Annotated in this window: 16 protein-coding genes and 1 tRNA gene; 8 read left to right on the plus strand and 9 right to left on the minus strand. The window is 70.9% G+C overall.

What is annotated here, in order from left to right; genetic code table 11:
* Positions 1–94: 94 nt before the first annotated feature.
* Positions 95–607 (plus strand): MarR family winged helix-turn-helix transcriptional regulator, encoded by a 513-nt coding sequence (locus AMK10_RS34405; protein ID WP_079180983.1) that lies wholly within the window; start codon positions 95–97, stop codon positions 605–607.
* A 70-nt stretch (positions 608–677) separates the two neighbouring features.
* On the opposite strand, the gene AMK10_RS34410 is transcribed toward AMK10_RS34405, so the two are convergent.
* Together AMK10_RS34410 and AMK10_RS34415 are read right to left on the minus strand one after the other, a co-directional pair.
* Positions 678–2,204: an MFS transporter gene (locus tag AMK10_RS34410; protein ID WP_073753311.1), complete on the minus strand. Its 1,527-nt coding sequence runs from the start codon at positions 2,202–2,204 to the stop codon at positions 678–680.
* Positions 2,205–2,403: 199 nt separating this feature from the next.
* The gene (locus AMK10_RS34415; protein ID WP_073753313.1) at positions 2,404–3,066 is read right to left on the minus strand and encodes a TetR/AcrR family transcriptional regulator; all 663 of its coding nucleotides are present in this window, start codon (positions 3,064–3,066) and stop codon (positions 2,404–2,406) included.
* A 263-nt stretch (positions 3,067–3,329) separates the two neighbouring features.
* Here AMK10_RS34415 and AMK10_RS34420 point away from each other — a divergent pair, with 263 nt between their 5' ends.
* The gene (locus AMK10_RS34420) at positions 3,330–4,607 is read left to right on the plus strand and encodes a M6 family metalloprotease domain-containing protein (RefSeq protein ID WP_073753315.1); all 1,278 of its coding nucleotides are present in this window, start codon (positions 3,330–3,332) and stop codon (positions 4,605–4,607) included.
* Here the strand turns inward: AMK10_RS34420 and AMK10_RS34425 are convergent.
* The gene (locus AMK10_RS34425; protein ID WP_073753317.1) at positions 4,594–6,318 is read right to left on the minus strand and encodes a class I adenylate-forming enzyme family protein; all 1,725 of its coding nucleotides are present in this window, start codon (positions 6,316–6,318) and stop codon (positions 4,594–4,596) included. The two genes, AMK10_RS34420 and AMK10_RS34425, sit on opposite strands and share 14 nt — an antisense overlap.
* 387 nt (positions 6,319–6,705) lie before the next feature.
* Between AMK10_RS34425 and AMK10_RS34430 the strand changes: the two genes are divergently transcribed.
* Both AMK10_RS34430 and AMK10_RS34435 read left to right on the plus strand, forming a co-directional pair.
* A tRNA-Arg gene (locus tag AMK10_RS34430) sits at positions 6,706–6,778 on the plus strand.
* A 116-nt stretch (positions 6,779–6,894) separates the two neighbouring features.
* Positions 6,895–7,086, plus strand: coding sequence for a hypothetical protein (locus AMK10_RS34435; protein WP_143195004.1), 192 nt, complete (start codon positions 6,895–6,897; stop codon positions 7,084–7,086).
* A 179-nt stretch (positions 7,087–7,265) separates the two neighbouring features.
* Here AMK10_RS34435 and AMK10_RS34440 read toward each other — a convergent pair whose 3' ends face one another.
* The 3 genes from AMK10_RS34440 to AMK10_RS34450 form a co-directional block, all read right to left on the minus strand.
* Positions 7,266–9,563 carry a rhamnogalacturonan lyase gene (locus tag AMK10_RS34440; RefSeq protein ID WP_073753321.1) on the minus strand — a complete coding sequence of 766 codons (2,298 nt, stop codon included), beginning with the start codon at positions 9,561–9,563 and terminating at the stop codon, positions 7,266–7,268.
* Positions 9,564–9,969: 406 nt separating this feature from the next.
* A complete protein-coding gene (locus AMK10_RS34445; RefSeq protein ID WP_073753323.1) occupies positions 9,970–14,685 on the minus strand; it encodes a caspase, EACC1-associated type in 4,716 nt (1,571 codons plus the stop codon).
* Positions 14,686–14,688: 3 nt separating this feature from the next.
* Positions 14,689–15,060 carry an effector-associated constant component EACC1 gene (locus AMK10_RS34450; protein ID WP_073753325.1) on the minus strand — a complete coding sequence of 124 codons (372 nt, stop codon included), beginning with the start codon at positions 15,058–15,060 and terminating at the stop codon, positions 14,689–14,691.
* A gap of 234 nt (positions 15,061–15,294) precedes the next feature.
* On the opposite strand from AMK10_RS34450, the gene AMK10_RS34455 reads away from it, so the two are divergent.
* Positions 15,295–16,056: an HNH endonuclease gene (locus AMK10_RS34455; protein ID WP_073753327.1), complete on the plus strand. Its 762-nt coding sequence runs from the start codon at positions 15,295–15,297 to the stop codon at positions 16,054–16,056.
* Between the two features lie 275 nt (positions 16,057–16,331).
* Here the strand turns inward: AMK10_RS34455 and AMK10_RS34460 are convergent, their stop codons facing one another.
* The 3 genes from AMK10_RS34460 to AMK10_RS34470 all read right to left on the minus strand — a co-directional run bounded on the left by AMK10_RS34460 (position 16,332) and on the right by AMK10_RS34470 (position 22,132).
* Positions 16,332–17,210, minus strand: coding sequence for an adhesin (locus AMK10_RS34460; RefSeq protein WP_073753329.1), 879 nt, complete (start codon positions 17,208–17,210; stop codon positions 16,332–16,334).
* A gap of 123 nt (positions 17,211–17,333) precedes the next feature.
* Complete coding sequence (locus AMK10_RS34465; protein ID WP_073753331.1) at positions 17,334–19,157, minus strand: hypothetical protein; 1,824 nt, start codon at positions 19,155–19,157, stop codon at positions 17,334–17,336.
* A gap of 197 nt (positions 19,158–19,354) precedes the next feature.
* The gene (locus AMK10_RS34470; RefSeq protein ID WP_073753333.1) at positions 19,355–22,132 is read right to left on the minus strand and encodes a D-alanyl-D-alanine carboxypeptidase; all 2,778 of its coding nucleotides are present in this window, start codon (positions 22,130–22,132) and stop codon (positions 19,355–19,357) included.
* A 194-nt stretch (positions 22,133–22,326) separates the two neighbouring features.
* On the opposite strand from AMK10_RS34470, the gene AMK10_RS34475 reads away from it, so the two are divergent.
* From AMK10_RS34475 to AMK10_RS34485, 3 genes are all read left to right on the plus strand, one after another.
* Entirely contained in the window at positions 22,327–23,046 is a 720-nt protein-coding gene (locus AMK10_RS34475; protein ID WP_073753335.1) for a GOLPH3/VPS74 family protein, read from the plus strand.
* Between the two features lie 239 nt (positions 23,047–23,285).
* Positions 23,286–24,143 carry a helix-turn-helix domain-containing protein gene (locus tag AMK10_RS34480; protein ID WP_073753337.1) on the plus strand — a complete coding sequence of 286 codons (858 nt, stop codon included), beginning with the start codon at positions 23,286–23,288 and terminating at the stop codon, positions 24,141–24,143.
* Positions 24,144–24,330: 187 nt separating this feature from the next.
* Positions 24,331–24,537, plus strand: a complete 207-nt coding sequence (locus AMK10_RS34485; RefSeq protein ID WP_073753339.1) for a DUF397 domain-containing protein — start codon at positions 24,331–24,333, stop codon at positions 24,535–24,537.
* Positions 24,538–24,705 lie beyond the last annotated feature (168 nt).

The following is a 24,705-nucleotide window of genomic DNA, read 5'->3' on the forward strand; positions in this document are numbered from 1 at the left end:
GATCGACTCTTCGAAGCAGGCTCTTGAATCTTCAAGCTCCTACTACCGGAGACCTTAGCTCTATCTAGTTCAACTTTCAAGAAAAGGTCGTACAGTGGAGTACATGACCACGGCAACCACCGGCGGGCCCCGTTGGCTCACCGCCGAAGAACAGAGCGTCTGGCGCGCTTACCTCCACGCCACCACGCTCATGGAGGATCACCTCGACCGCCAGTTGCAGCGCGATGCCGGCATGCCGCACATCTACTACGGACTGCTCGTGCAGCTCTCGCAGGCCCCCCGCCGGCAGAAGCGCATGACCGAGCTGGCCAAGGACGCCAAGATCACCCGTTCCCGTCTCTCGCACGCCGTCGCCCGGCTGGAGAAGAACGGCTGGGTCCGCCGCGAGGAGTGCCCCTCCGACAAGCGCGGCCAGAACGCGGTGCTCACCGACGAGGGGTACGAGATGCTGGCGCGCTCCGCGCCGGGCCACGTCGAGGCCGTACGGCAGGCGATGTTCGCCCGGCTCACCCCCGAGCAGGTGGTGAGCCTCGGCGAGATCATGCAGGTCATCGCCGCGGGCCTGCAGCCGGAGGGCACGGACGCGGATCTGCCCTGGCTCCGCTGAGCGGAACCAGGGCAGGAGTCCCGGGACGCCGGGGCCGCCGGGCGTCACGCCCGGCGGCCCGGCACCCGGTTCAGTGCGCGACGACCGGGATCTTGTACTCGTCCTCGACCCCGTCCGCACGGCCCGAGCCGTCGGCGGGACCGGCGGAGCCGGAACCGGGGCGGCCGGTGTTGATCAGGGTCACCGCGATCGCCGAGGCGACGACCAGGATGCCGACCGCCCACCAGATCGCCGCGGCGAAGCCGCTGACCATGGCCTGCAACTGGAGCAGCTTCGGGTCGCTCGCACCGGCGGCGTGATCGACGACGTAGGCGGTGGTTGCACTGGCGGCGATGGTGTTGAGCAGCGCCGTACCGATGGCGCCACCGACCTGCTGCGAGGTGTTCACCATCGCGGAGGCGACGCCCGCGTCACGCGGCTCGATGCCGTGCGTGGCCAGGGACATGGCCGGCATGAACGCCGTACCCATGCCCAGGCCGAGCAGCAGCTGGCCGGGCAGGATGACGGCCGCGTACGAGGTGTCGGTGTCCAGCTGGGTCAGCAGCAGCATGCCGACGGCCGCCACCAGGAAGCCGGGGCCCATCAGCAGCCGCGGCGGGACCCGGGTCATGAGCCGGGCGCCGATCTGTGTGGAGCCGGTGATCATGCCCACGATCATCGGCATGAACGCGAAGCCGGTCTTGACCGGGGTGTATCCCTTGACCACCTGGAGGTAGTACGTCAGGAAGAGGAACAGCCCGAACATCGCGATGATGGCGAGGCCCAGCGAGAGGTAGACGCCTCCACGGTTGCGGTCGGTCACGACGCGCAGCGGCAGCAGCGGCGACTTCACGCGCGACTCGGTGATGACGAAGGCCAGCAGCAGCACGGCGGCGGCCACGAACATGCCGATGGTCAGCGAGTCCGACCAGCCGGCCGCCTCGGCGCGGGTGAAACCGTAGACCAGTGAGACGAGACCCAGCGTGGACAGCACGACGCCGGGGATGTCGAGCGGCGCGCGATTGCGGCCGCCGACCGGCTCACGGATGACGAGATAGGCGCCGACGGCGGCGACGATCGCGAACGGGATGTTGACGAAGAAGGTCCAGCGCCAGTTCAGGTACTCGGTGAGGAAGCCGCCCAGGATCAGGCCGACCGCGCCACCGCCACCGGCGATGGCTCCGTAGATGCCGAACGCCTTGGCGCGCTCCTTGGCGTCGGTGAACATCACGGCGAGCAGGGAGAGGGCCGCCGGTGCGAGCAGTGCGCCGAAAACACCCTGAAGGGCACGGGAGCCGAACATCATCGCCTCGCCGGTGGCGGCGCCACCGAGCGCGGAGGCCGCGGCGAAGCCGATCAGGCCCACGACGAAGGTGCGCTTACGGCCCCAGAGGTCGGCGATGCGCCCGCCGAAGAGCAGGAGCCCGCCGAAGGCGAGGGCGTAGGCGGTGATGACCCACTGCTTGTTGCCGTCGGAGATGCCCAGGTCCGTCTGGGCCGAGGGCAGGGCGATGTTCACGATGGTCGCGTCGAGCACGACCATCAGCTGGGCGAGGGCGATGAAGGCCAGCGCTTTCCAGCGGCTGGGATCCGGAAGTGTGCCGGCTGTTTTCGACATGGGAGTAGCCACCTAAGGACACGAGGAATTGCGGTATCTGCGGCGCGGGCCGTGGGCGGACCGGCGTACGAGACCGAAAAAGGGCGAGCTGTGCTGACGACCGGACCCGGTCGGGTCCCGGCCTGCTTCATGGTCGTGGTGTGTCGGCCTCTGGGGGCCGTGAGTCTTCTGGGTCTGCTGGGTCTCCGGTGCGCGGGCGTCAGCGCCCGCGGCGCAGGTCCTCCAAGGTCGCCGCCGATCCGGGCAGTTCGGAGCGGGCCGGGGATTCCAGGCCGTCGAGGAAGAGCTGCAGATGGCGGTGGGTGAACCGGTCTATGTCCAGGCAGGCGATGCCGGGCAGGGGCCGGGTGAGCTGGGAAAGGGCGACGAGTACGTCACCGACGGCGATGTCGGTGCGCAGCCTCCCGGCGGACATGGCGCGCTCCACGAGTCCTTCGACGGCCCCTTCGAGGCGCCGGCGCTCGGCGAGCAGTTCGGGGTGGTCGTTGTCGAAGCCGCCGGAGAGCATCGGGCACAGGGCGCCGATCCGCTCGTCGGCCGCCGCGTGCACGAAGCGGCTGAGCGCGACGAACGGGTCGGGCTCGGCCGCCACGGCCTCCTCCAGCCGCTCGGTCGTGCGGCAGGTGACGGCGAGGACGACCTCATGGATCAGAGCGGCCCGGTCGGGGAAGTTGCGGTAGAGCGTGGCGTTGCCGACCCCGGCACGCCGTGCGACCTCGTCGAGCGGCACGTCCGGCCCGAACTCGACGAACATCTCACGCGCGGCCGCGACGATCCGCTCCCGGTTGCGCAGGGCGTCGGCCCGCGGACGGGGCGTGCGGCGCGCTGCGGCACAGGATGCGGTTCCGGCGACGGTCTCCACGACTGCTGCCCTTCCCTTGCGGTGTGTGGCCGGCCCTCGGAATGAACCGGGGACCGCTTCCCCGTTTCACGGGGACACAGGTGCAAACGGGGAAGGGATCCCCGGTTATTTCCCGACCATATGTGACCTGAGTCACACATGGGCCCGGTCTTGATATCACTCGACCGGCTCACCCAGCGAGCGGGCCCCCACCGCCCCGAACAGGCTGATCGCCAGAGCGCAGCCGGGGCCGGCCGGCTGCCGCGGCACCGAAGGCGAGCCCTATGCAGCAGCCCCGCCACCGGATACGCGGATACCGTCGCCCCCTCGCGCTCGCCGGAGCGTCCGCCCTGGTCATCGCGACGATGGCATCGGCCAGCTCCACGCTCCCCCTCGCCAGCCGCGCCTCGGCCGGACCGGCCTCCGCCCCCCGTGGAACGGGCCTCGCCCCGTGCCGAATACCCACGACCATGGGCGTACAGATGTCGGAGGGGATGCCCACACCTCCTGGATACGCGCGCTCCACCGGGCAGATCAGGGCCCTCAACCTGATGATCGACTTCCCCGACGCACGGGCGACGGAACCGGTGGAGGACCGGCTCGCGGAATTCTTCCCGCAGACCTCCGACTGGTTCCGCACCAGCTCCTACGGCCGGCTGACCTATCTGCCGGAAGCCCCCGTCAAGGAATGGCTGCGGATGCCGCTGCCCTTCTCCGAGTACGGGATCGAGCGTGGCTCACCGTACGAACCGGGCTACCGCAAGCTCGTCAAGGACCTGGTGGGCGTCGCCGATCCGAAGGTCGACTTCTCGGACTACGACCTGGTCAATGTGCTCGTCACCCCGAACGCAGGGCCCTCCGCTCTGGACACCGTCCTGTCCGTGACCTTCTCTGGCAACGACGACGCCCCGTTCGCCGACGGCGTCCCGCTCGCCAACACGTCCTTCGTCTACAGCCGCCAGGACGACGGCTCGGGCTCGTACGCGGAGACCGGCTACCGGGTCCTGCCCCACGAGAACGGCCATGTCTTCGGGCTGCCCGACCTCTACACGACGGAGGGCGGCGGCTCCGTGGGGCACTGGGACATCATGTCCGAGGACTGGGGGGCCAACAACGACCTCCTGGGCTGGCACAAGTGGAAGCTCGGCTGGCTGGGCAGCGACCAGATCAGCTGCGCCGCCATGCCCGGCACCAGCGAACACACCCTGGAACCACTGGCCACGCCCGGCGGCCCGAAGCTGGCCTTCGTACCGCTGAGCGGGCAGTCCGGTTACGCCGTGGAGGTGCGCACCGCCGAGGGCAACGACGAGGCGGTCTGCCGGCCCGGGGTCCTCATCTACAAGGTGAGCTCCGACGTGGACACCGGCCAGGGGCCGGTCTCCGTCGAGGACAGCACGGAGGACAGCGGCGGCTGCACCCGGCGGCCCAACGTCCACGCCGAGCTCTCGGACGCGGCCTTCGAGCCGGGTGAGACCTTCACCGACCGGACCAACGGCATACGGATATCCGTGACGGAGAAGGACGCCGACGGGAACTACCGGGTCCGGATCACCCGCCCGTGAGCCCCCGGGACCCGTCCTCGCCCAGCCGCTCCCGAACCGCACCCCGCAGCTCCCGCTTGAGAACCTTGCCCGTGGCGTTCCGCGGCAGCGGCTCCCCCGTCACCAGCACATGGGCGGGGACCTTGAACGCGGCCAGGGCCCGCCCCACGTGCGCGCGCAGATCGTCCGCCGTGACCGGCGAACCGGAGCGCAGCCGGACGACCGCCGCGACCTCCTCCCCCAGCACCGGATGCGGAACGCCGAGCACCGCCGCGTCCTCGACATCGGGGTGCTCGTGCAGAGCGGCCTCGACCTCGACGCAGTACACGTTCTCGCCGCCCCTGACCACCATGTCCTTGATCCGGTCGACGACGGCGACCCGCCCGTCCCGGACGACGGCGAGATCCCCCGTACGGAACCAGCCGCCGGTGAACGCCCCCGCCGTGGCCTCCTCATCGCGCCAGTAGCCACGGACCAGGGACTGCCCGCGCAGCCACAGCTCGCCGGTCCCGCCGTCGGGGACCTCCGCCCCGTCCGGGCCGGCGATCCGTACCTCGGTGACGGGCGTCGGGGTGCCGACACAGTCGGGATGCGCCCGGTACTCGGCCCCGAAGTTGGCCAGCACCCCGCCGCTGGTCTCGGTCAGCCCGTAACCGTTGCGCGGCTCGATCCGCTCCCCGTGCCGGGCGGTGAGCCGCGCGACCAGGTCGGGCGGGGCCGCCGCCCCGCCGGTGTTCAGCATCCTCAGGCTCTCCAGGGAGTCCCCGGCGCCGTCCGCCGCCGAGAGCAGCTGGAGCGCGGCGGCCGGTACCCCCGCGTAGTGCGTCACCCCGTGCCGCCGGATCAGCCGCAGGGCCTCGTCTGCGTCCCACTTCGGCATCAGGACGAGGGTGCCTCCCGCCGCCATCGCGGCGTACAGGCTGGTGAACGCCGCGACGTGGAAGAAGGGGAACGTCATCAGCGTCACCGGCGCGGGCCCCTGTCCCGGGAGGACCCCGCGGCCCAGCGCCGAAGCCGCCGCCTGGTAGCGCGGGTTGAGGGCCGCGCCCGCCTGCGCGAGGTGGGTGGCCACGGCACCCTTGGGCCGCCCGGTGGTCCCGGAGGTGTAGATGATCGTGGCGTCGTCCTCCGGCCGGATCTCCACGTCGGGAGGCGCCGCCCACGGATCGGGCTCCGGGAAGTCCTCGTACCGCTCGGCCCCGGCCACGCCCTCCCCCGTGCCGTGGAAGACGACGAAGCGGGCCCCGGCACGCTCACCCCAGGCCCGGACCTTCGGCAGCTGCTCCCCGTCGACCAGCAGCACCCGCGGCTCGCAGTCGTCGAGGGCGTACCCGAACTCCCCCTCGGTCCACCACGCGTTGAGCGGCACGGCGACGAGCCCGGCGAGCTGCGCCGCCCAGAACGCGATCTGCCACTCGGGGTGATTACGCATGGCCACCACGGCCCGGTCGCCGGGCCGCAGCCCGTACTCCTCGGTGAACCGCCGGGCGAGCGCGGACGCTGCCGCGAAGAACTCCCCGTACGAACAGCTCCGTTCACCCGAAATGAGGAACGGCTGCTCGCCGAACGCCCAGGTGGTCTCCACGAACTCCCGGAGGGTGCGCGGTCCGTTCGCATAGACGAGCACTCCGTCCTCACCCCTCACGACGGCGAAGGGGGCACCGGGGCCGGTCAGCGATGCCTCGACACGGGCGCGGTCGGCCGGGGAGCTGTTGGGATCGGTGTGCGGCACGAAGGGCCTCTCCACGTACTGGCTCGGCGACCCGGCGAAGCTATGCCCGCGCCCAGCCCCCGTCAACCGGCTCGCCCCGGGGCGCGGGGCCGGACGGGGACGGCGCCGGAGCGGCCCGGAGGCCACCGGTCGCGGGGCAGCCCTCCCGATTGCCTCCGCACCGCGCTCCACCGCATCCGCACCCGCACCCGCCGGCAGGCGACGGACGCTCCCCCGGACGCCGGCGCGGACCACGGCACAAACCCGAGGGAGTGACCTCGGCCCACCCGCTACACTGACGGCGGTGGCCCGATCCCCAGGGGTTGGATCACCACAAACCTGTCGGCAACCGACGAAGCCCACCGCCCACCCGGGCCGGGCCCATGAGACGGTTTCCGGCGGTTCCCCGCCTTCGTAGCTCAGGGGATAGAGCACCGCTCTCCTAAAGCGGGTGTCGCAGGTTCGAATCCTGCCGGGGGCACAGCACAGAGGGCCGGTTCGGAGGATTGATCCTCTGAACCGGCCCTTTGCCGTGAACGCGGCTGTGCCACGGATGGGGCCCAGGGCAGCACGCGAGTGCGGCGCTACAGTCACCGGATGAACCCCCAGGAGCAGGTGAGCTGCGCGTTCTGTATGGAAACCACTGATATCGGCGTATCCGGTGATGGCGTCACGTTGGAGATCACGCGGGCCGGGGAACAGAGCAGGCAGTTCGTCTGGGCCCACCTGAGCTGCCTCGACGAGCGACTTCACCAGCAGATCACCCGGGGCCCATGGCTCGACGACTAGAGGTGCGCCCCTTTGGACCTCTCGTACGGGGCCGTTCCTGCGAGAGGAACGGGCAGTTGATCTCCGGATGCGCGACGAGAACGCAGCAGCCGTAGCCGCCGGGTGTGGCGGCTACGGCTGTGACGCGCGGTTCTCCGTGCTTCGGCGACCCGGCGGCTCAGCGCCGCCGACCCGCCGGTTCAGCGCTGGCGGCCAGGCAGCGGCACCTTGGACCAGTCGGTGTCCGAGGCCAGGTAGAAGCCCGGGTACGCCGGCTGGTTGTACGTGGTCTGCTGCCGCGCCACCTCGGCGCGGTACTGGGCGTCGTGCATCAGCGTGTACATCTTGTGCCCGGTGACCTCGGTGCTGAGGTACATCCGGATCGCCGAGCTGTCCGCCGTGCGCACCAGCATCTCCTCGCGCCAGTCGCCGAACACGTCTGCCACCAGCGAGGGGTTGCCCTTGGTGCCGTTGTTGGTCCTGGTGTCCGTGGCGGTCAGCAGGGTGCCGCGCCGCCAGTCGTTCACCGTGGGCGTGGCATCGCCCGAGCCGTCGACCAGCTGGGTGGTGAGATCGCCGGCCCACCTGATGCTCATGTTGGTGCCGGGGGTGGTCGTCGCGACCGGTTCGCCGGCCGCGGTCCACAGTCCGGAGCCGTCCGAGCCGCCCGGCATCGAGGCCCAGGTCTCGAGGCCCGGGTGACTCGGGTCCACATCGCCGACCATGCCGCGGCCGGTGTCCCGGCCGCTGTACGCGCCGTACAGCACCTCGCCGGTCGCCGCGTCGCGCAGCGCGTAGCCGTAGGGCGCCGAGGTGCCGCCCTCGTGCACGGTGTAGATCTCCATGCCGGGGCGGTCGGGGTCGATGTCGGTCACGTGCATGGCGTCGCCGTGGCCGAGGCGTGCGTTCTGGCCGGGGGCCGGGCTCTGGGCCGGCATGGTGTCGAAGGAGCTGTAGAGCAGGCTGCCGTCGTCGTCGATGGTGGCCGAGCCGTAGACGATCTCCTGGCGGCCGTCGCCGTCCACATCGGCGGCGCTGAGGGAGTGGAAGCCCTGGGTGGTGAGGGTGCCGAACTCCGGGTCGGTGCCGTCGACGCCGTGCGGTGAGTCGTTGAACGGGTTGGACATCGGGGTGAAGCCGCTGTCCACGTTCCAGTCCTTGCGCAGACTGCGGCCGTCCCAGCGGTAGGCGACCAGGGTGGTGCGGGTGTAGTAGCCGCGGGCGAACACCGCGGAGGGGTGCCGGCCGTCGAGGTAGGCGACGCCGGACAGGAAACGGTCGACCCGGTTGCCCGGCTCGATCCGGCTCATGGCGTAGTCGCCCCACATCAGTCCGTCGTCGTGCCGGCCGGGCTCGTAGCGGACGGTGTCCAGCTCGCGGCCCGTGGCGCCGTCGAAGACGGTCAGGTACTCGGGCCCGTCGAGGATGAACCCCTCGAAGGCGCGCAGATTGTTCCTGGTGCTGCGGCTGGGCGCGTAGACATCGATGAAGTAGTCCACCAGCGCCTCGGCGTCCGCCTGGGAGAGCGGGTAGGTGTAACGGTCCTCGATGCCGAACGCCGACTCCAGGGTCGCGGGCCAGTTGCCGGCGGCGACCTCGGGCTGCTTCTGCCAGTCGCGGAACATCCCGACCAGGTGGTCGCGGTAACCGGCCGCGCTCAGCCGGTAGTCGTCGGTGTTCGCGTACCCGGCCCTGATGTCGGCGCGGGGCATGGTGATGTACCGCTCGGAGGCGACGCTGCCGTCCGCGCGGTAGCGGATGCTCTTGGTACCGGGGGCGGTCTTGAACATCATCTCCGAGCGGCCGTCGCCGTCGAAGTCGTAGACCAGGAACTGGGTGTAATGAGCGCCCGCCCGGATGTTGGGGCCCAGGTCGATCCGGTTCAGCAGCGTGCCGTCGAAGCGGTAGGTGTCGATGTAGGTACGGCCGGTGTACCCGACCTGGGAGACGTCCTTGGAGTTGGACGGGTCCCACTTGACGACGTACTCGTACTGGCCGTCGCCGTCCACGTCGCCGACGCTCATGTCGTTGGCGGAGTAGGTGTACGCCTCGCCCGCGGGCGTGACGCCGCCGGCGGGCTTGCGCAGCGGCAGGTCGTAGTACCCGTCGGCCCACGGCGAGACCGGGTCGCTGCGCCGGGCCTCCCGGCCGTCGACGATGGCGGCGACGCGGTACTCCGCGCCGGAAGCGCCGTCCCGGTCGAGGTAGTTGGTGCTGTCGGTGACGACCGCTATCGGCCTGCCGTCACGGTAGACCCGGAAGTCGGCGCCGGACAGGCCGGTTCCAGTGTGCCCGGTGGCCTCGGAACCGAGCAGCCGCCAGCTCAGGAACACTCCCTCGGCGCTGGACACGGCGACCAGTCCCCGGTCCAGCCGCTCCAGCTGCGCGCCCTTTGCCCCTTGCCCCGCCCGCCCGGACTGGCCTGCCTGCGCCTCGGCTCCCATACCGGCGACCAGCACCCCCGTCAGAAGCGCGACGGCCCATCTCCGTGTCTTCATCGACAACCTTCTTCCGTGGGGTTGATTCGTTTCATTGATTCGTTTCAATGCTGGCCAGGCGCGACAGTACGAGGGTGCCGAGTACCCGTCAAGACTTCGCACAGCGACCGGGATCCACCGCCGGAGCCGGGCCGCGGTCACCGTCGCCGGACAGCAGCGGCCCGATCGGGGACGGCGCTCGCTCCGCGCGAGGAGGAACGTCATGTCACGCGTACAGCTCGCGCCGCGGGTCCCCTGCCTCCGGGACTCGGTCGCCCCCGTCGCCGCCGTGCTGGACCGAGACATCCGCCGGGACCGCGGGCGCCTGCGGCGAGGACCGGGCGGGACCGCGAGCACCGTGAGAGACCAGGTCAGGAGCCCTCCCCGCTCGGAGGAGGGGAGGGCTCCCGCGGTCGCGGCACACGTCCTACCGGGCGTTCAGGGTGCTCTTCAGGCTCATCAGGCGTTCGTGCCATGTGCAGACCAGTTCGTGGAAGCCGCCCGCGCTCCGGCTGCGAGCCGAATGCAGCCGGGACTCCGCGAGGTTCAGCCATCCGCGCCGCCCGCTCTCGCCCGGGAACGGCGCCACGGAGTTGTCGAGTTCCGCGGCCCAGGTGATGGTCTGGCCCCGCAGGAAGGCGGTGTCGACCTTCTCGCTCCTGCTCTGGCTGGTCTCCATCACCCTGCGCCCGTCGAAGCAGTTGTACGCACGCCAGGCGTCGACGAGAGCCTCCGTCCGCCCGCGCTCCGCGCTCAGGATGGAACGGCGCAGATAGAGACTCCCCAGGGACTTCAGGACGTCGGTGTCCGTGAAGTTCTCCTCCAGCAGGTCGTCGACCGCGAACGAATCGGACGGGTCCGTGGTGTCGTCCCACTCCTCAGCGTCCGAGTAGGCCGTCTCCTCGACGCCGGGCTCCCCTCCCGCCGGCTCCGCCGTCCCGTTCCGTCGTTCGTTGAGATGGCGGCCCATGTTGCCGACGTAGTCGTCGCCGATGAGCTCGGAGAACTTCGAGTCGGCCAGGTCCCAGTCGACCGGCCTGTCGAGTTCGAGGGCGATGCGCGCCGACAGCAGCGACACCCGGTGGGCCTGCGAGTGGAGCCCGGCCACCTGCTGGAGGTAGTCCGACGCCGTGCGCAGCGCGGTCACCCGCGCCTCGGCGGGCATCCCCGCCTCGTAGAGCGCCTGGCTCAGCAGGCACTCCGAGGCGTCGATGAGACCACGGCGGAAGCGGTCCCCGTCCCGCTCGTCCTGGGCCACCTTGGCGTACAGCTTCGCCGCCGCGCCGTACTCCCAGATGTACCGGTGGTACTTGGCGCGGGCCCGGTCGACGTCCGGGTTCCTGGGGAACGCCTCCTTCGCCTCGTCCAGGAGCTGCCACACCGGCGCGTGGTCGACCTCCTGCGGGTGCTTGGCGTAGATCGCGGTCCAGTGCTGGTATTCGCGGGTGAGCCTGTAACGGGCGTCGTACAGCCCCCATGTCCTGCCGTAGACCCGCTCGTGGGCCTGCAGTGCCTTGGAGCGCAGCCGGTGCACCTGGTCCGCCCGCACGTGCTCGGGAGAGCGGCCGGTGTTCCATCGCGCGTGCAGGGCCATCGACTTCGCCGCGACCGGGAGGCTGCCCTCCCTGCGCCAGTCGCTGTCCAGGCACCAGAGGTGCAGCAGAGCCATCAACTGGTTGCCGTACCGCACCTCCTGGCCGCTCTCCAGCCAGGCGCGGACCTCCTCGACGGCTGCGGCGTACTCCGGGAGCAGGTTCCGTCCCCGGCCGCCGCCGAACCAGTCCTGCTTGGTACGGAGCAGCCGGAGCCAGGTCCTGTACACGTGCCCGGAGGGGAACGCCTTCGCCACCTGACGGGCGATGTGGATACCGCGCTGGAGGTTCTGCCGCGCCGCGGGCAGGTCGTTGCGCTCCCGCAGCGCATAGGCCAGGAAGGCGTAGGCCTCGGCGAGTTCGATCATGTGATCCGCGTCGACGGCGCTGGCGGGGCCGGTCTGCGCCGCCGCGTTCCCCGTGCCCCGGCTCTGGAGCAGGGCGAGCACCTCCCGGGCGCCCGCGTACTGCAGCTCCGAGTCGGCGTGGCGCGAGTGCACCTGGCGCAGGAAGCCGACGGCCTCGGACAGCAGGGACATCGCCCACTCGTCCCGGGGACCCCACGCCTCCTCCAGCGCGAACATGGTCTTCTCCGCGAGGTCCAGACGCTCCCGGTCGTCCCGGATCTCCTGCGCGTAGGCGTGCCCGCTCATCAGGAGGTTGTGCGTCCACTGCTGGAGGCGGTCGGGCATCCCGACGGCCAGCAGCGTGTTCTCGCGCGCGAGGCCGTACGCCGAACGCAGGGCCAGACGCCGCTCGCCCGCCGTCACCGCCGTCGCACGGCGCAGCCCCGCCAGACGGTAGTTGAGCCAGTTCCGGGTCTGGCGCGCCCGCGCGTCCGGCGCCGGGGGCAGTGCGTCGAGGAGCCGCTCCACCAGCACGAGCGTCTGACCCGCTCCCTCCCTGTCGTCGGCCGTGACCTGGGCGGCGCCCGTGTTGAGCGTCCAGGAGATGGACCAGAGCAGGTGGTTCAGCCGGAATTCGTCCCGGTTCTCGACGGCGGCCGCCAGTTGCCGCGCCAGCCTCACCCGGGCGGGGACGATCTCCGCGAACACGCGGTACCGCCGCGCCCCGTGGAAGCCGCACTGGTCGACCGCGCGCAGGACGTGCCAGGGCGTGGCCTCGCCGCACGCCTCCAGCAGGGACACGGCGTACTCGAAGACGGCGAGGAACCTCTTCCCCGCCTCGGGATCCTGCGCCGAGGCGCGGGAGGCGAGGTTCAGGCGCCCGGCCGCGGCGTACAACTCGCCGATGCGCTCCCACGGCCGCGGCTCCCCGCCGCTCGCGGAGGGCCCCGTGCCGCCCGCCCCGGAGGTGACCGGGACGGCTGCCGTGTCCTGCGGAACGGAGGTCAGCTCGGCGGGCGGGGCCGCGTCGATCGTCTGCGCCACCGGGAGCAGGAGCGCGTCGGTGTACTGGCTGTTGACGTACAGGCCGAGCAGATAGCGCAGGCCCGCCAGCGCGTCGGGGACATGGCAGTCCAGCCATCCCGTCGCCCTGCGCAGAACCTCGATGACCTGCGGCACCTCTTCCGAGGACCCGTCGGCCCGCCCGTCCGGCAGCACCGCGGACGCGAGCAGCCGGGACGCCGCCGTGAGCCGCTGGTCGAGATCGTCGAGCGCGCCGCTCACCCCGGTCTCGGCGGCGGAACGTACCGTACGGCGCAGATCGGACCTGAGCGCCTCCCGGCTGACCGGGCTGATCTCCAGGCAGGGCACCGAGGGCGCGGCGTCGGCGGCCGGCCGCCACGGGACGAGGACGCCCTCGTTGAAGAGCACCCGCAGCACGTTGTTGGGCAGGCCGACACCCTGCAGGACGTCGACGGACAGAGGCAGGTCGTTCATCACGCCCCACACGGTGAGGACGGCGTGCGCCTCGGTGCTCTCCGCACTCTCCAGCATGGACCAGGCCTTTTCCAGTGCACCGGCGATGGTCGGCTCCGCGGCTTCCATCAGCGCCTTGTCGAAGTCCTCGGGCGGGACCTCCTGTGCTGCCGCGGAGGCCGTGTCACGCCCTGCGAGGAAGCTGTCGAAGTCGTCGTTGCGGTGATCACTGGCCACCAGGCGGACGGCGCGCTCGATGATCCCGGGGCGGCGGATTATGTCGTCGTAGCTGACGAGCTCCAGCGCCTCGACGTCCGTGACGAGATTCTCCGCGGTGAGCCAGTCGCCGATCAGCCGCAGCGCGTCGGGGGTGGTCAGCGCGGGCACGGGGAAGGGCTGCGGGCGCCAGCGCCCCTCGTCGAACTCGACGGGGTCGGTGCTCTCCACGATGACCGCGGCCCGCTTGAAGACGTCGTGCCCGAGCAGCTCGGCGAGCTCACGCTTGAGCTCGGGGCGGCCGAGGTCGATGTGGGAGGCCTTGATCACGAGGATCAGGCTCCTGCCCTTGACCTGCCGGGGCAGCACGAGGTCGAGCAGACGGTCGGTCCGGGGCTCGGAGACCGCCGAGATCTCGCTGTCCTCCAGGGTCTGGTGCAGCGCTCGGGCGATCGCCTCCATCAGGGGCTTCTCGGCCGCCGAGCTGGGCTCGATCTCCAGCACCGCGGGCGGGAGGGAGAGCTGGCTCCATGTGTCGGACCGGGCCACGAGCGCGGTGAGCACGGCGGACTTGCCCACCTGCTCCCGGCCGGTGACGGGCAGGACGCGGCCCGTGCGCACCAGCCGGCCGGCCTTGTCCAGCAGCTCGTCACGGCCGATGAAGGGCGTCGGCATCGGCAGCGGGTCGGGGCCCAGATACCGGATCTTCTCGGCGCGCGAGGAGCCCGGGGCACCACCGCCCGACGGCGGCCCGGAGAGCTCGGCGGCCTCGTAGAACTCCTCGTACCCGCGGTTCTTCACCCAGGGCAGCTCGCCCACCGGAGAGCTGTTGGTGACCGGCTGGGGATAGCCCTCTTCCTCGAGCAGCTCGGTGACCCGGGCCAGGAGTTGCGCCGGGCTCCAGAACTCCTGGTCGGCGGGGCCGCCCTTCGCGAGGCAGCTGATGAGGGCGCGGCCGAAGGCCGTGAACTCCTGCCCCTGGGGCGACTTGGCCGTCCTGTTCGCCTCGCAGGCCGCGATGACGTGGCAGCCCTCCGGCGGTTCACCGGCCACATGCTGCTCGAAGGGCAGAGAGCCCATGGCCAGCCCGGCGTGGCAGCAGTCGATCAGCACGATCTTGCTCTGCGCACGTCCCGAGTTCACCGCCTCCATCAGCTCGGCGAAGTCGAGCATGGTGCTCGGCTGACCGGCCTTGGAGAACGGGAGCGGCAGCAGGAGCCGGCCCTTGCCGTTGACCCCGTGCCCCGCGAAGTAGAGGACGAAGGTGTCCTCGGCCTCCTGGGAGGCCTCCCGGACCACTTCCAGCAGTTCCTCGCGTGTGCAGTCGTTCGCCGTGACCACGCTGCAGTGGCCGAAGCTGACCCCCCACACGTCCGTGTCGCGCAGCTGTCTCCTGATCTCCTTGGCCGTGCGCTCGACCGCGTCGAGATCGGTGAAGTCACCGTCGGTGAAGGTTCCGGACGCGATCAGAACGGCTCGCGACGCATTGGCCCTGGGCAGCTGGGTCGTCATGAACTACTCCAGCGAGCCGCGCAGTTCACGAAGAGCGACCTCAGCCGTCTCGGGATCCCGCGCCTCGATGGTCACCGTCTTCGTGCCGTCGGGAGCGTCCACGCGCTCGATCCGGAGCGCCGGCCTGTCCTCCACCGGACGGGGGTCGTTCCCCGACCTCCAGTAGTCGATGAGCGACTGCGCCAGTACGCCGATGAGCCCCGCGTCGATCGTGAACTGCAGGCAGTCCGTGAGCAGCCCCATGTCGCCGGGGCGCGTGGGCGCGTGCTCGCGCGCGATCAGCACGCGCCGCAGCGCGCGTTCCGACCGGAGCCACTCCTCGAGCGCCTCCAGGTCCTGCGCGTTCGCGTCCACGAGACGAAGCTGGATCTGCACGTGCCCCCCTGAACCAACGATCCACCAAGCACTGAACGCTATCAGCCGTGATGCGGCATGAGAGCTGCTTCACATCGATTTCCGGTCACCGGCGGAGCGGCCACCGGGGAGCACGGCTTCGTTCCTTCGCCTCGTCGGCGAACCGGAGCGCGCGGGGCGGGCCGGAGCCGCCCCTTCGCCGTGCCGGTCCCTGCCTCACCCGCCCCGCCCGGTCGTGGCCCCTAGGATCCGCGCATGACATCGGGATTGACGCATCAGCAGGTCCTTCGAGGGTGGCTCCTGACGACGTTGGGTGAGCACCGCGGCTCCATGCCCACGAAACAGGCACACGAGCGGATGGAGGAGCGGTACGGATCAGCCCTGTCGGAGGCGGACTGGAATCTCACCGATCGGGGCGACGAGCACACCTGGTGGAACAGGACGAGGTACGAGCGGAAGAACATGGAGCGCGAGGGCCTCCTGGTGTCGGCCAGGCAGTCGCGGGGGATATGGACCCTGACGGAGGCCGGGTGGGAGGAGCTCCGCCGGCTTCGGGCCGCCGATGTCGTCCCCGAGCCGGCCGAAGTGGTCTCCACCCCCTCACCGGACGGTCCCGCCACCGAGCCGCGCGGGCGAGAGGCCCCTCACCGAGCGGAGACGACCACCCAGCGCATCGTCCGGAGCACCGCCGTGGCGGACTACGTCAAGCGGCTTCACGCCTACACCTGCCAGGTATGCGGTACGCGAATAGCCACCCCTGGGGGTGCGTATGCCGAAGCGGCGCACATCCAGGCTCTGGGACAGCCCCACTCCGGACCCGACGTCGCCGCCAACGTGCTGTGCCTGTGCCCCAATCACCACGTGCTCTTCGATTTCGGCATGCTGAGCATCTCCGACGACCTGATGGTGACCGATCACGCCTCCGGCGCCCGGAATCAGCGCCTCAGAGAGGTGCCGGAGCATCGGATAGGGCGTGAGTACCTCACGTACCACAGGAACTGTCACCGTCGAGCGTGACGGAACCCGGGTCGCCCCCGCGACCTCGTCCTCGTCAGACCCGTGCAGCGGCTATGTCCGTACCCAGCCGGTCGATGGAGTTCACGTAGCCGTGGAAGCCGGGCCGGCTCCATCGGGAGACCGGGCCGGGCGGGGAACTGCGCGACGACCGGGCGCCGTACGAGCGCGGCTTCGGTCCTTCGTCTCGTCGGCGAACCGGAGCGCGCGAGGCAGCCGGAACCGCCTCTGCGTCAGGCCGGACCGGGGTGCGGGCCGTCCGAGCGCGATGCCGCACGTCAGCGGCAGGACGCCTTCACCTGCGCCGCCGCGTGGTGCGCGCCGACCAGTGCCGTGTCGCCCCAGTCCCGGCCCCGGTCGGTCAGGTGCACGGCAAAGGTGTCGCCCTTGACCGGGTAGGTCCCGGCGGCGACGGCGCTCCCCCGGTGCTCGGGCTGGCGCACCGAGAAGCCCGTGTAGGCGGAGTCCGGGTCGTGCGGGTCGGAGAGGACCCGGTAGACGGAGGGGTCGCCCGCCACGTCCTTGTCGCGGACGCTCCGGGGCACGAAGACCGTCAGGGCGCACTCGCGGAACCCGTCGCCGAGCCGCCAGGACCAGACGGCGCTGCTCCCCCGCTCCTCGGCCGGGCTCCCCGACATGGGGACGGCGCTGAACCGCCCGTCGCACGAACTCCCCTCGAAGCCGCCCGACTCGACCGTGTACCAGCCCGCGTCGCCGCTCTCGAAGCGCCCGTGCTCCGCGTAACCGCCCGTGGTGCAGCCGGGTCCGGCCCACTCCGAGAAGCGGTAACGGCCCGTCTCCTCAGGGGGGTCGGACGGGGCCTCACCGGGAAGCCGGGGGCCGGACGGGGCGTCACCGGGAAGCCGGGGGCCGGACGGGGCGTCACCGGGAAGCCCGGGGTCGGCGGGGGCGATCCTGGTGGGTGCCCCGCCGCCGATCGGTGCCGGTACGGCGCCCGCGCGGCCCGCGGCCCCGGGGCGCCCGGCGTCCTCTCCGGCTCCCGTCGCGAGCAGCGACACGGCGGTGGCCAGGCTCCCCACGGCCACCACGACTCCTGCCGCGAGCAGCACCTTCCGGCGCCGGGGCAGGACGGAGATCCGGCCCGTCAGCGTCTCCCGCGCGATCCAGGAACCGCTGCCTCCCGGCGAGCGCGCCACGGAACCGCACCGGGGGCAGGCCAAACCCGGCAGCCGGCCGATGTGTTCCGTGCCGCACTGTTCGCACCTCATGGCAGGACACCTTGCCAGTGCCGCCCTCCCGGAGGGAGAGGTCCCGCACGATCAGCGGAGTTCCTCCGGGCACGGCGTCCCCGGCTGGAACTGGTAGGGGGCCGCCAGCCGGTAGACCCCGGGGCGCGGGGCGAGGAGCTCGGTCCACTCGTCACCGTACCCGTCCTCGTCCACCTTGATCAGGCAGCCATGGGCGTTGGTGAAGTCCTTGGGGGCGTTCCCGTCGTCCGCCGAGCGCTTCTTGGACTCCTCGGTCTCCTGCGGACGCTCCACGCTCTTGCCCTCGCCGTCCACGACGGCGAGCCAGCGCGAGTACGGGATGCGGATCAGGACACGGCCCGCCGACCGCACCCGGATCGTCAGCTCGTCGGCGCCCGCCTTCTCCACCGTCGCGGGCGGATCGGCCAGCGGCGCCGGGTCCAGGACCCGGAACAGCTTCCAGTTGGCGTCGCTCCAGACCGCCTTCAGATACGGCTGCCCCTTCTCGACGAGCGCCGCCTCCTGCGCCGCACCGCTGGAGTCCGGCTTCCCGGCGGGCAGCACCACGTAGTGCACGGCCCAGCGGTCGAGCCACTCGCGGTAGTTCATGGCGTCGAGGGTGTCGTCGTAGAAGAGCGGGTTGCGCTTCATGTCGGCCTGCCGGTTCCAGCCGCGGGCCAGATTCACGTACGAGTCGAGCGCCGACGCCTCGCGGTGGCTGCTGGCCGGGACCACCTCGACCCGGCCGCGCTCCGCCCCGGCCTTCTGGAGCTGGTTGACCAGGGGGGCCAGCTCGCGGTTCCAGGAGGCGGTGGGGGCGGTACGGACGATGTCGTCGACGCCCTTGAAGCCGATCCAGAAGTTCAGTCCGGCGAAGGCGATGACCAGCGCGTACCAGCGGCGGGTGCGCGGTGCCGTGTACGGGAGCGCGGCGAGCAGCACGACCCCGGCGAACAGCATCGCCATGCGCGAGACGTTCGAGCCGATCTGCGAGTCGACCACATAGGTGAGGAGCGTCCCGACGCCGTACACCGCGGCGGCCGTGCGCACGGTGTACCAGTCCCGGGGCACGAGCACGAACACCAGGACGGAGAACACGAACGGCAGGGACAGGGTCCCGAGCGACATCGGCTGCGTACCGGAGAAGGGGAACAGCCACGCCGACAGCACCACGACCACGACGGGCGGCAGGCCGATGGCGTACGCCCCCGGGCGCCGTTTGTTCAGGAAGAGCGCGGCGGCGACCACGCCGAGGAAGAGCCCGGCGACCGGACTGCCCGCGGTCGCGAGCGCCGCGAGCGGCGCGGCGACGACGGCCTTCGCCCAGCGCCGGTAGCGCCAGCGGTGGGGCCAGCAGAAGACCGCGGCCACCGCTCCCAGGGCGAACATCATGCCGAGCCCGAACGTCACGCGCCCGGACAGGGCGTTGCACAGGTAGGCGAAGACCCCGGCGAGCGCGCACGCCAGGGGGTTGCGGACGGCTGGCACCCTGACCAGGATCAGCGCGGTCAGCGCCGAGGACACCGTGCCGGCGATCATCATCGTCGTACGCACGCCGAGCACCGACATCAGATACGGCGAGACCACGCTGTACGAGACGGGGTGCATGCCCCCGTACCAGGCGAGGTTGTACGCCGTGCCCGGGTGGCGGCCGACGAACTCGGCCCAGGCGTCCTGGGCGGCGATGTCGCCGCCGCTGTTCGCGAAGAAGAAGAACCAGAGCAGATGGGCCACCGCGGCGATCGCGGCCGTCAGCAGCACGGGATGGCGCAGGACACGGCTCCGTATCGAGCCGTCGGGCCCGCTGTCGCCCCTGTCGGGCTGGGCCGGAATCCGGAGGGAGATGCCCTCGGTGAGCGGACCGTCCTTGGCCCGTGTCGGCTCAGCGGTGGTCACTGCGACTCTCCCCGTCCTTGCCCGGGCCTGCCGAACCTCGATGCACCGCACGGCCTCGTCCGTACCGAAGGACGCGTCCCGGCGCCCACTCGTTGCCCCTGGGACGCTAGCACGCAGCGTTTTCCGCGCGCTGCCCCACCGGCCGACGGCCCCTGCCCCCTCCGGCGGCCGGAGGGGGCAGGGGCCGTACGGGCCGGTCAGGTGATGCGGGTGAACTTGTCGCCGAAGCCCGGCTCCGTCATCTCGCTCTGGAGGGCTACGGGGGCCGAGACCTTGCCCGTGCCGGTGCCGACCGCCACCTGGCCGACGACCGTGCCCGCCTTCGCCGTCTGCTGGAGCGGCTCGTCACCGCCACCGAGTTCGAGGTCGACCTCGAGCCCGCCCCAGCCGACCGCCTTCAGGTCCTTGGTGGCGACCACGGGTGTCCGGGTGCCGAAGCCGTTGTCGACGTAACCGACGACCTGCCCCTTCTTGACGACGGTGGCGGAGTCGACGCCCTTCTGCGCGGCCTGGATCAGCTTGAGGCTGTTCTGCCTCGCGCGCTCCAGCTTCGCGTCCAGCGTGCCGTCGAGCGTCGCTCCCATCACCGCACCGATGATGCGCCGGGACTTGCCGTCGACGACCGTGTCGGCCGTCCACAGCAGGTTGCCGCCGGCCGGGGTGGACGAGCCGGTCTTGATCCCGCTGACGCCGGGCTCCAGCAGGATGTAGTTGTTGTTGTAGATCCTGCCGACGTTCGGGATGTCGGCCTGAGGCTGGTTCACGATCTCCCGGAAGACATCGCTCTGCATGACCGCCTTGCCCAGCTTGATCTGGTCGGCGGGCGTCGAGACGGTGGAGGACTTGAGGCCACTCGGGTCCGTGTACGTCGAGTTGGTCATTCCGAGATCCTCGGCCGCCTGGTTCATCTTCTCGACGAAGGCCTTCTCGGTACCCGCGTCCCAGCGGGCCAGCAGCCGGGCGACGTTGTTCCCCGAAGGAATCATCAGCATCTCGAGCATCTGGTACTCGGAGTACTTCTGACCCTCCTCGATCGCCACCCGCGACTCGTCCTCGAGGCTCGCCTCCTCGCCGGCGCGCTTGTCCACCTCGATCTGCTCACCGGTCTGCTTGCCGGTGATCGGGTGCTCCTTGAGGATCACGTAGGCGGTCATCACCTTCGCCATGCTCGCGATCGGCGCGGACTTCTCCTTGCCGTACGAGCCGATCGCGCCGACGCCCTCGACCTCCACGGCACCCTGGCCCTCCGCGGGCCACGGCATGTCCAGCTTCTCGCCGCCGAAGGTGTACGTCGGGGAGACGGTGAGCGTCAGCGTGGGCTCGGGAAGCGGGCGTACCGCCTGCGCGATCGCAAAGATGATCACGACGAGCAGCAGCAGCGGCGTCCAGATCTTGACCCGCCTGACCGCGGTGCGGACCGGGGTCTCCGGGGGCGGCGGGGTGTTCGTGAGCTCGGCGAGCAGGTCGAGCGGAGGCAGGGGCGGCATGGGCTGCTGCCTGGTCCGCTCGGCCTCGGTGAGCCCGGCCCCGGGGGCACCGGGGGTGCCGGGGGCCGCCGAGACGTCCGGGGTCACGGTGGGGCCGACGACGGGTTCGGGGCGTACGTCGTCCGAGCGCAGCGGGACGAACTTGCTGGTCCGCTCGGCGGGAGCCTCGGGGGCATCGGAACTCTTGGCCGCCCAGGTGGGCTTCCGGGTGCCCTCCTTCGGGGTGCTCTCCTTCGGGGCGCCCTCCCTCGGGGGGATCTTCAGCGCGGTCGTGGGCTGGTCGACCTGCTGGGGCCGGAGGGCCTTGAAGACGGTGGTCGGATGATCGATTCCTCGCTGGTCACCCTTGGGCTCGGCGTCCTCGGAGGCCTCGTCGTCGTCCCGCTCGCCGGAGGCGTCGGCGGAGGCGTCGGCCTTGTCGTCCGCGCTCGGCTTGTCGGCCTTGGCCGCTGCGTCGTTCTTGCCGGCCGCGTCGGACTTGCCCGCCGCATCGCTGCGGCCGGCCGCGTCGGACTTGTCGGTCTCGGCACCCTTGTCGGCCTCGGCCGTCTTGTGAGCCTGGTCAGCCTTGCCGGCCGTGGCCCCCTTGTCCGGTGCGGAGGACTCCTCGCGGGTTTTCGGGATGCGCGGAGCGTCGGCCGAAGTGCTGCCGCTTCCGGCGGGGGTGGTGCCGGCCGGTGCGTCGTCCTCGTCGGCCGGGACCGCGTCGGCCGCGGCGTCGCCGTCCGGCTCTTCGCTCCCGGTGTCCGACGGGGCGCCGGCGGCGGCGCCGGCCGCCTTGCCGTCACCCTCGGCAGCCTGGCCGGCGCCGTCAGCCTTACCGCCCTGACCTGCTTCTTCGTCGTCACCCTCGGTCGCGACCCATGCCGCGACGGCGGCCCGCAGCCGGGAGTCGGTCGGCTCGGAACCCGAAGGGGAACCGGAACCGGAAGCGGCACCCGCTTCGGGCTGCTCGTCCGGCTCGGCATCGGACCCGGACGCGTCGGCCCCGGGCACGTCGGCGTCGGACGCGTCGGGGTCGGCACCCGCGTCGCGCTCGGCATCGGCGTCCGAAGCGGTCTGCGCCTGCGGCTCCGCGTCCGGCTCCGCGTCCGCGTCGGGCCGCGAACCGGCCTTCCCGCCGTCACCCGCCTCCGCAGTCGTGTCCACCGCGTCCGCAGGCGCCGCGTCCGCCGCCGCGGGCGCTCCGGCCGCCCCGTCGGCCTCCGGAGCCTCCCCAGGACCCTCAGGGGCCTCCTCGGCGCCCTCTGCGCCCTCCTGAGCCCCCTGAGCGCCCTCGGGCGCCCCGAGCTCCTCGGAGCGCGGCAGACGGAAGACCGCCGTCCTCTCGTCCTTCGCGGCGTCCGTCGTCCCGCCCGCCGTACTGCCGCCCGCCGAGGCGACCGGTTCACGGAGGACGGCGAGACGCGGATCGCGTTCCTCGGCCGCCCCTGAAGCCGTCCCCGACGACTTCCGCTGCTCCGACCTGTCGGGGGACTCGCCCGCCACCGATACCTCCTTGATGAGCCGCGGGGACTAGCCCGCACTGTCCGAACCATGTACCAGTGTCCTGTGTGAACCCCTGGCCGAGCCGCTAGACGAGAACGACATACCTAACGGTTCCCTTACAAAGCACCCAGGCACTCTCGACAGACCAATGTGAGAGGGGTCACCCTGTCATTCATCCACGCGGGGAGGCATGGATGGGCAGGAGCCGCAGAACAATTCCGGAGGAGCTTCTGCTGCTCGCTCTGGACCCGACCACGGGTACCACAGCGCAGCCGCAGTCGCTCGACCTCGGCCTGGCCGGGGCACAGCTAGTAGAGCTGGCTCTGGCAGGACGGATAGCCCCTGACGGGGATCGTATCGCCGTGGTGATGCCACGGCCGACAGGAGATCCAACTCTGGACTCCGCACTGGAACTGCTGCGCCGTCGTGGCAGTCCGGTTCGGGCGGTCCACTGGATCGGCGGGCCCCGACTGGGACTTCGCCAGATCTATCTCGCTCATCTGGAGCGGTGCGGCATGGTTCATGCCGTGGCGGGCCAGATGTGCGGAGTGCTGCCGACGACTCGCTACCAGGCGACGGACACGGCGATCAGCCGGGACATCAGAGCCCGGCTGGACAGTGCGATCCGCACCGGTGTACCGCCGGACCCGCGGACCGCGGCGCTCGCCGCACTGGCCCACGCGGTCGGACTCGGCAAGCACCTGTACCCCGGGAACGAGGGGCGCTCTTCGCGCTCCCGGCTCCGGGACCTGATCAGACACGACCCGATGGGCGGCCTCGTGGCGCATGCCGTGATGGACGTCCAGAACGGTGTGGCCGTCCAGCCGCGCCGCAATCAGCAGGCGGCAGGTGTGCCGTTGCAGCCGCAAGCGCAAGCGCGACGCGGAAGCATGGCGCACACCTCGGTCCACTGACAGCACGACCGCGCGGACAGTTGCGCGGAGTACCGAATACCGCCGCACCGACGTCCCCATGACCCGGTTCGGGAGCCGCACCAGGCGCGGGGCAGCCGGATCCACCGGCTGCCCCGCGCTGTTGCGTGCGCTGATCGCGTGTGGCCATTTCCCAGCGCGGCCGGTGCCCCGGGTGGCAATCTGCTGAGCAAGCAGATACACACAGCTACAACAGCTGCATAGCCGGAGGTGCCGTTCCCGTGCCGACCAACGTCAATCCCACCGTCAGGCGACGCCGGCTGGGCCAGGAACTGCGCCGCCTCCGTGAGATCAAGGGCATGACGGCCGAGGAGGTCGCGGAGCGCCTGCTGGTCTCGCAGTCGAAGATCAGCCGCCTGGAGAACGGCCGCCGTTCCATCAGCCAGCGCGACGTGCGCGATCTCTGCGGGGTCTACGAGGTCGAGGACCACCGGGTCGTCGACTCGCTCATGCAGATGGCCAAGGACTCCCGCCAGCAGGGCTGGTGGCACGCCTTCGGCGACATCCCGTACAGCGTCTACATCGGACTGGAGACGGACGCCGAGTCCCTCCGGGTGTACGAGCCCCAGGTCGTCCCAGGGCTTCTGCAGACCCGGAGCTATGCCGAGGCGCTGATCAACGGAGCGCTGCCCGAGGCGCCGCCGTCGGACATCGAGAAGCGGGTGAACGTCAGGGCGCGACGACAGGACCGCGTGAACTCGCCCGAACTCCCCCTGCGGCTCTGGGCCGTCATCGACGAGTCCGCCCTGCACCGGCTCGTCGGCGGCAAGCAGGTCATGCTCGAGCAGCTGGAGCACCTCATCGAGCAGTCCCAGCTGCCCCATGTGACCGTGCAGGTGCTGCCCTTCGACATGGGGGCACACCCGGGCATCAACGGGCAGTACGCCATTCTGGAGTTCCCCGACGCGGCGGACTCCAGCGTCGTCTACATCGAAGGGGTCACCAGCGACCTCTACCTGGAGAAGGCGAACGACGTGCAGCGCTACAGCGTCATGTACGAGCACCTGAGGGCCCAGGCGCTGAACGTGGACCAGACCCGGCAGTTCATCGGGGACATCGCGAAGAAGTACACACGGTGAAGTCGCCGTGAGGGGGCGGGGGCGGGAAGATACACCGCCGCCACCTCGCAGCGGAAGACTCGCATGGAATATGCCATCCGGTCGAGTGAACGGCCCCACCACCAAGCGATGTTGGCGAGTAGCGTCGATCACGCCAACAGGAACGAAGTTGGTGCCACTCACATCAACTCTCTGAACCGGAGTGAACATGGCTATTCTTCAGGGTGCTACGGATAACTGGACGAAGTCGTCGTACTCCGGCGGCAACGGGGCGTGCGTCGAAGTGAAGTCACCCCTCACCCAGGCCATCGACGTGCGCGACTCGAAGGCCCCCGAGGGCCCCTCGCTCACCTTCGTCCCGGGAGCGTGGAACGCCTTCGTGCGTGACGTCGCGTCGGGTTCGATCAACGCCTGACCGACCCGCCCGACCGGTACGCCGGCCGGTTTCGCGCCGCCCCGTGTCCGGTCGTCGCACACGACCGCCAGGAGCCCTCTCGACTGGCCCGCCGTCCTGGCCGAGGGGGCTCGGCCGTGGGCCGGACACAGCGCCCGCCGATCGACGTACCACAAGCATCACGTGTTC

The organism is Streptomyces sp. CB02058 (assembly GCF_001905505.1).
GTDB lineage: Bacteria > Actinomycetota > Actinomycetes > Streptomycetales > Streptomycetaceae > Streptomyces.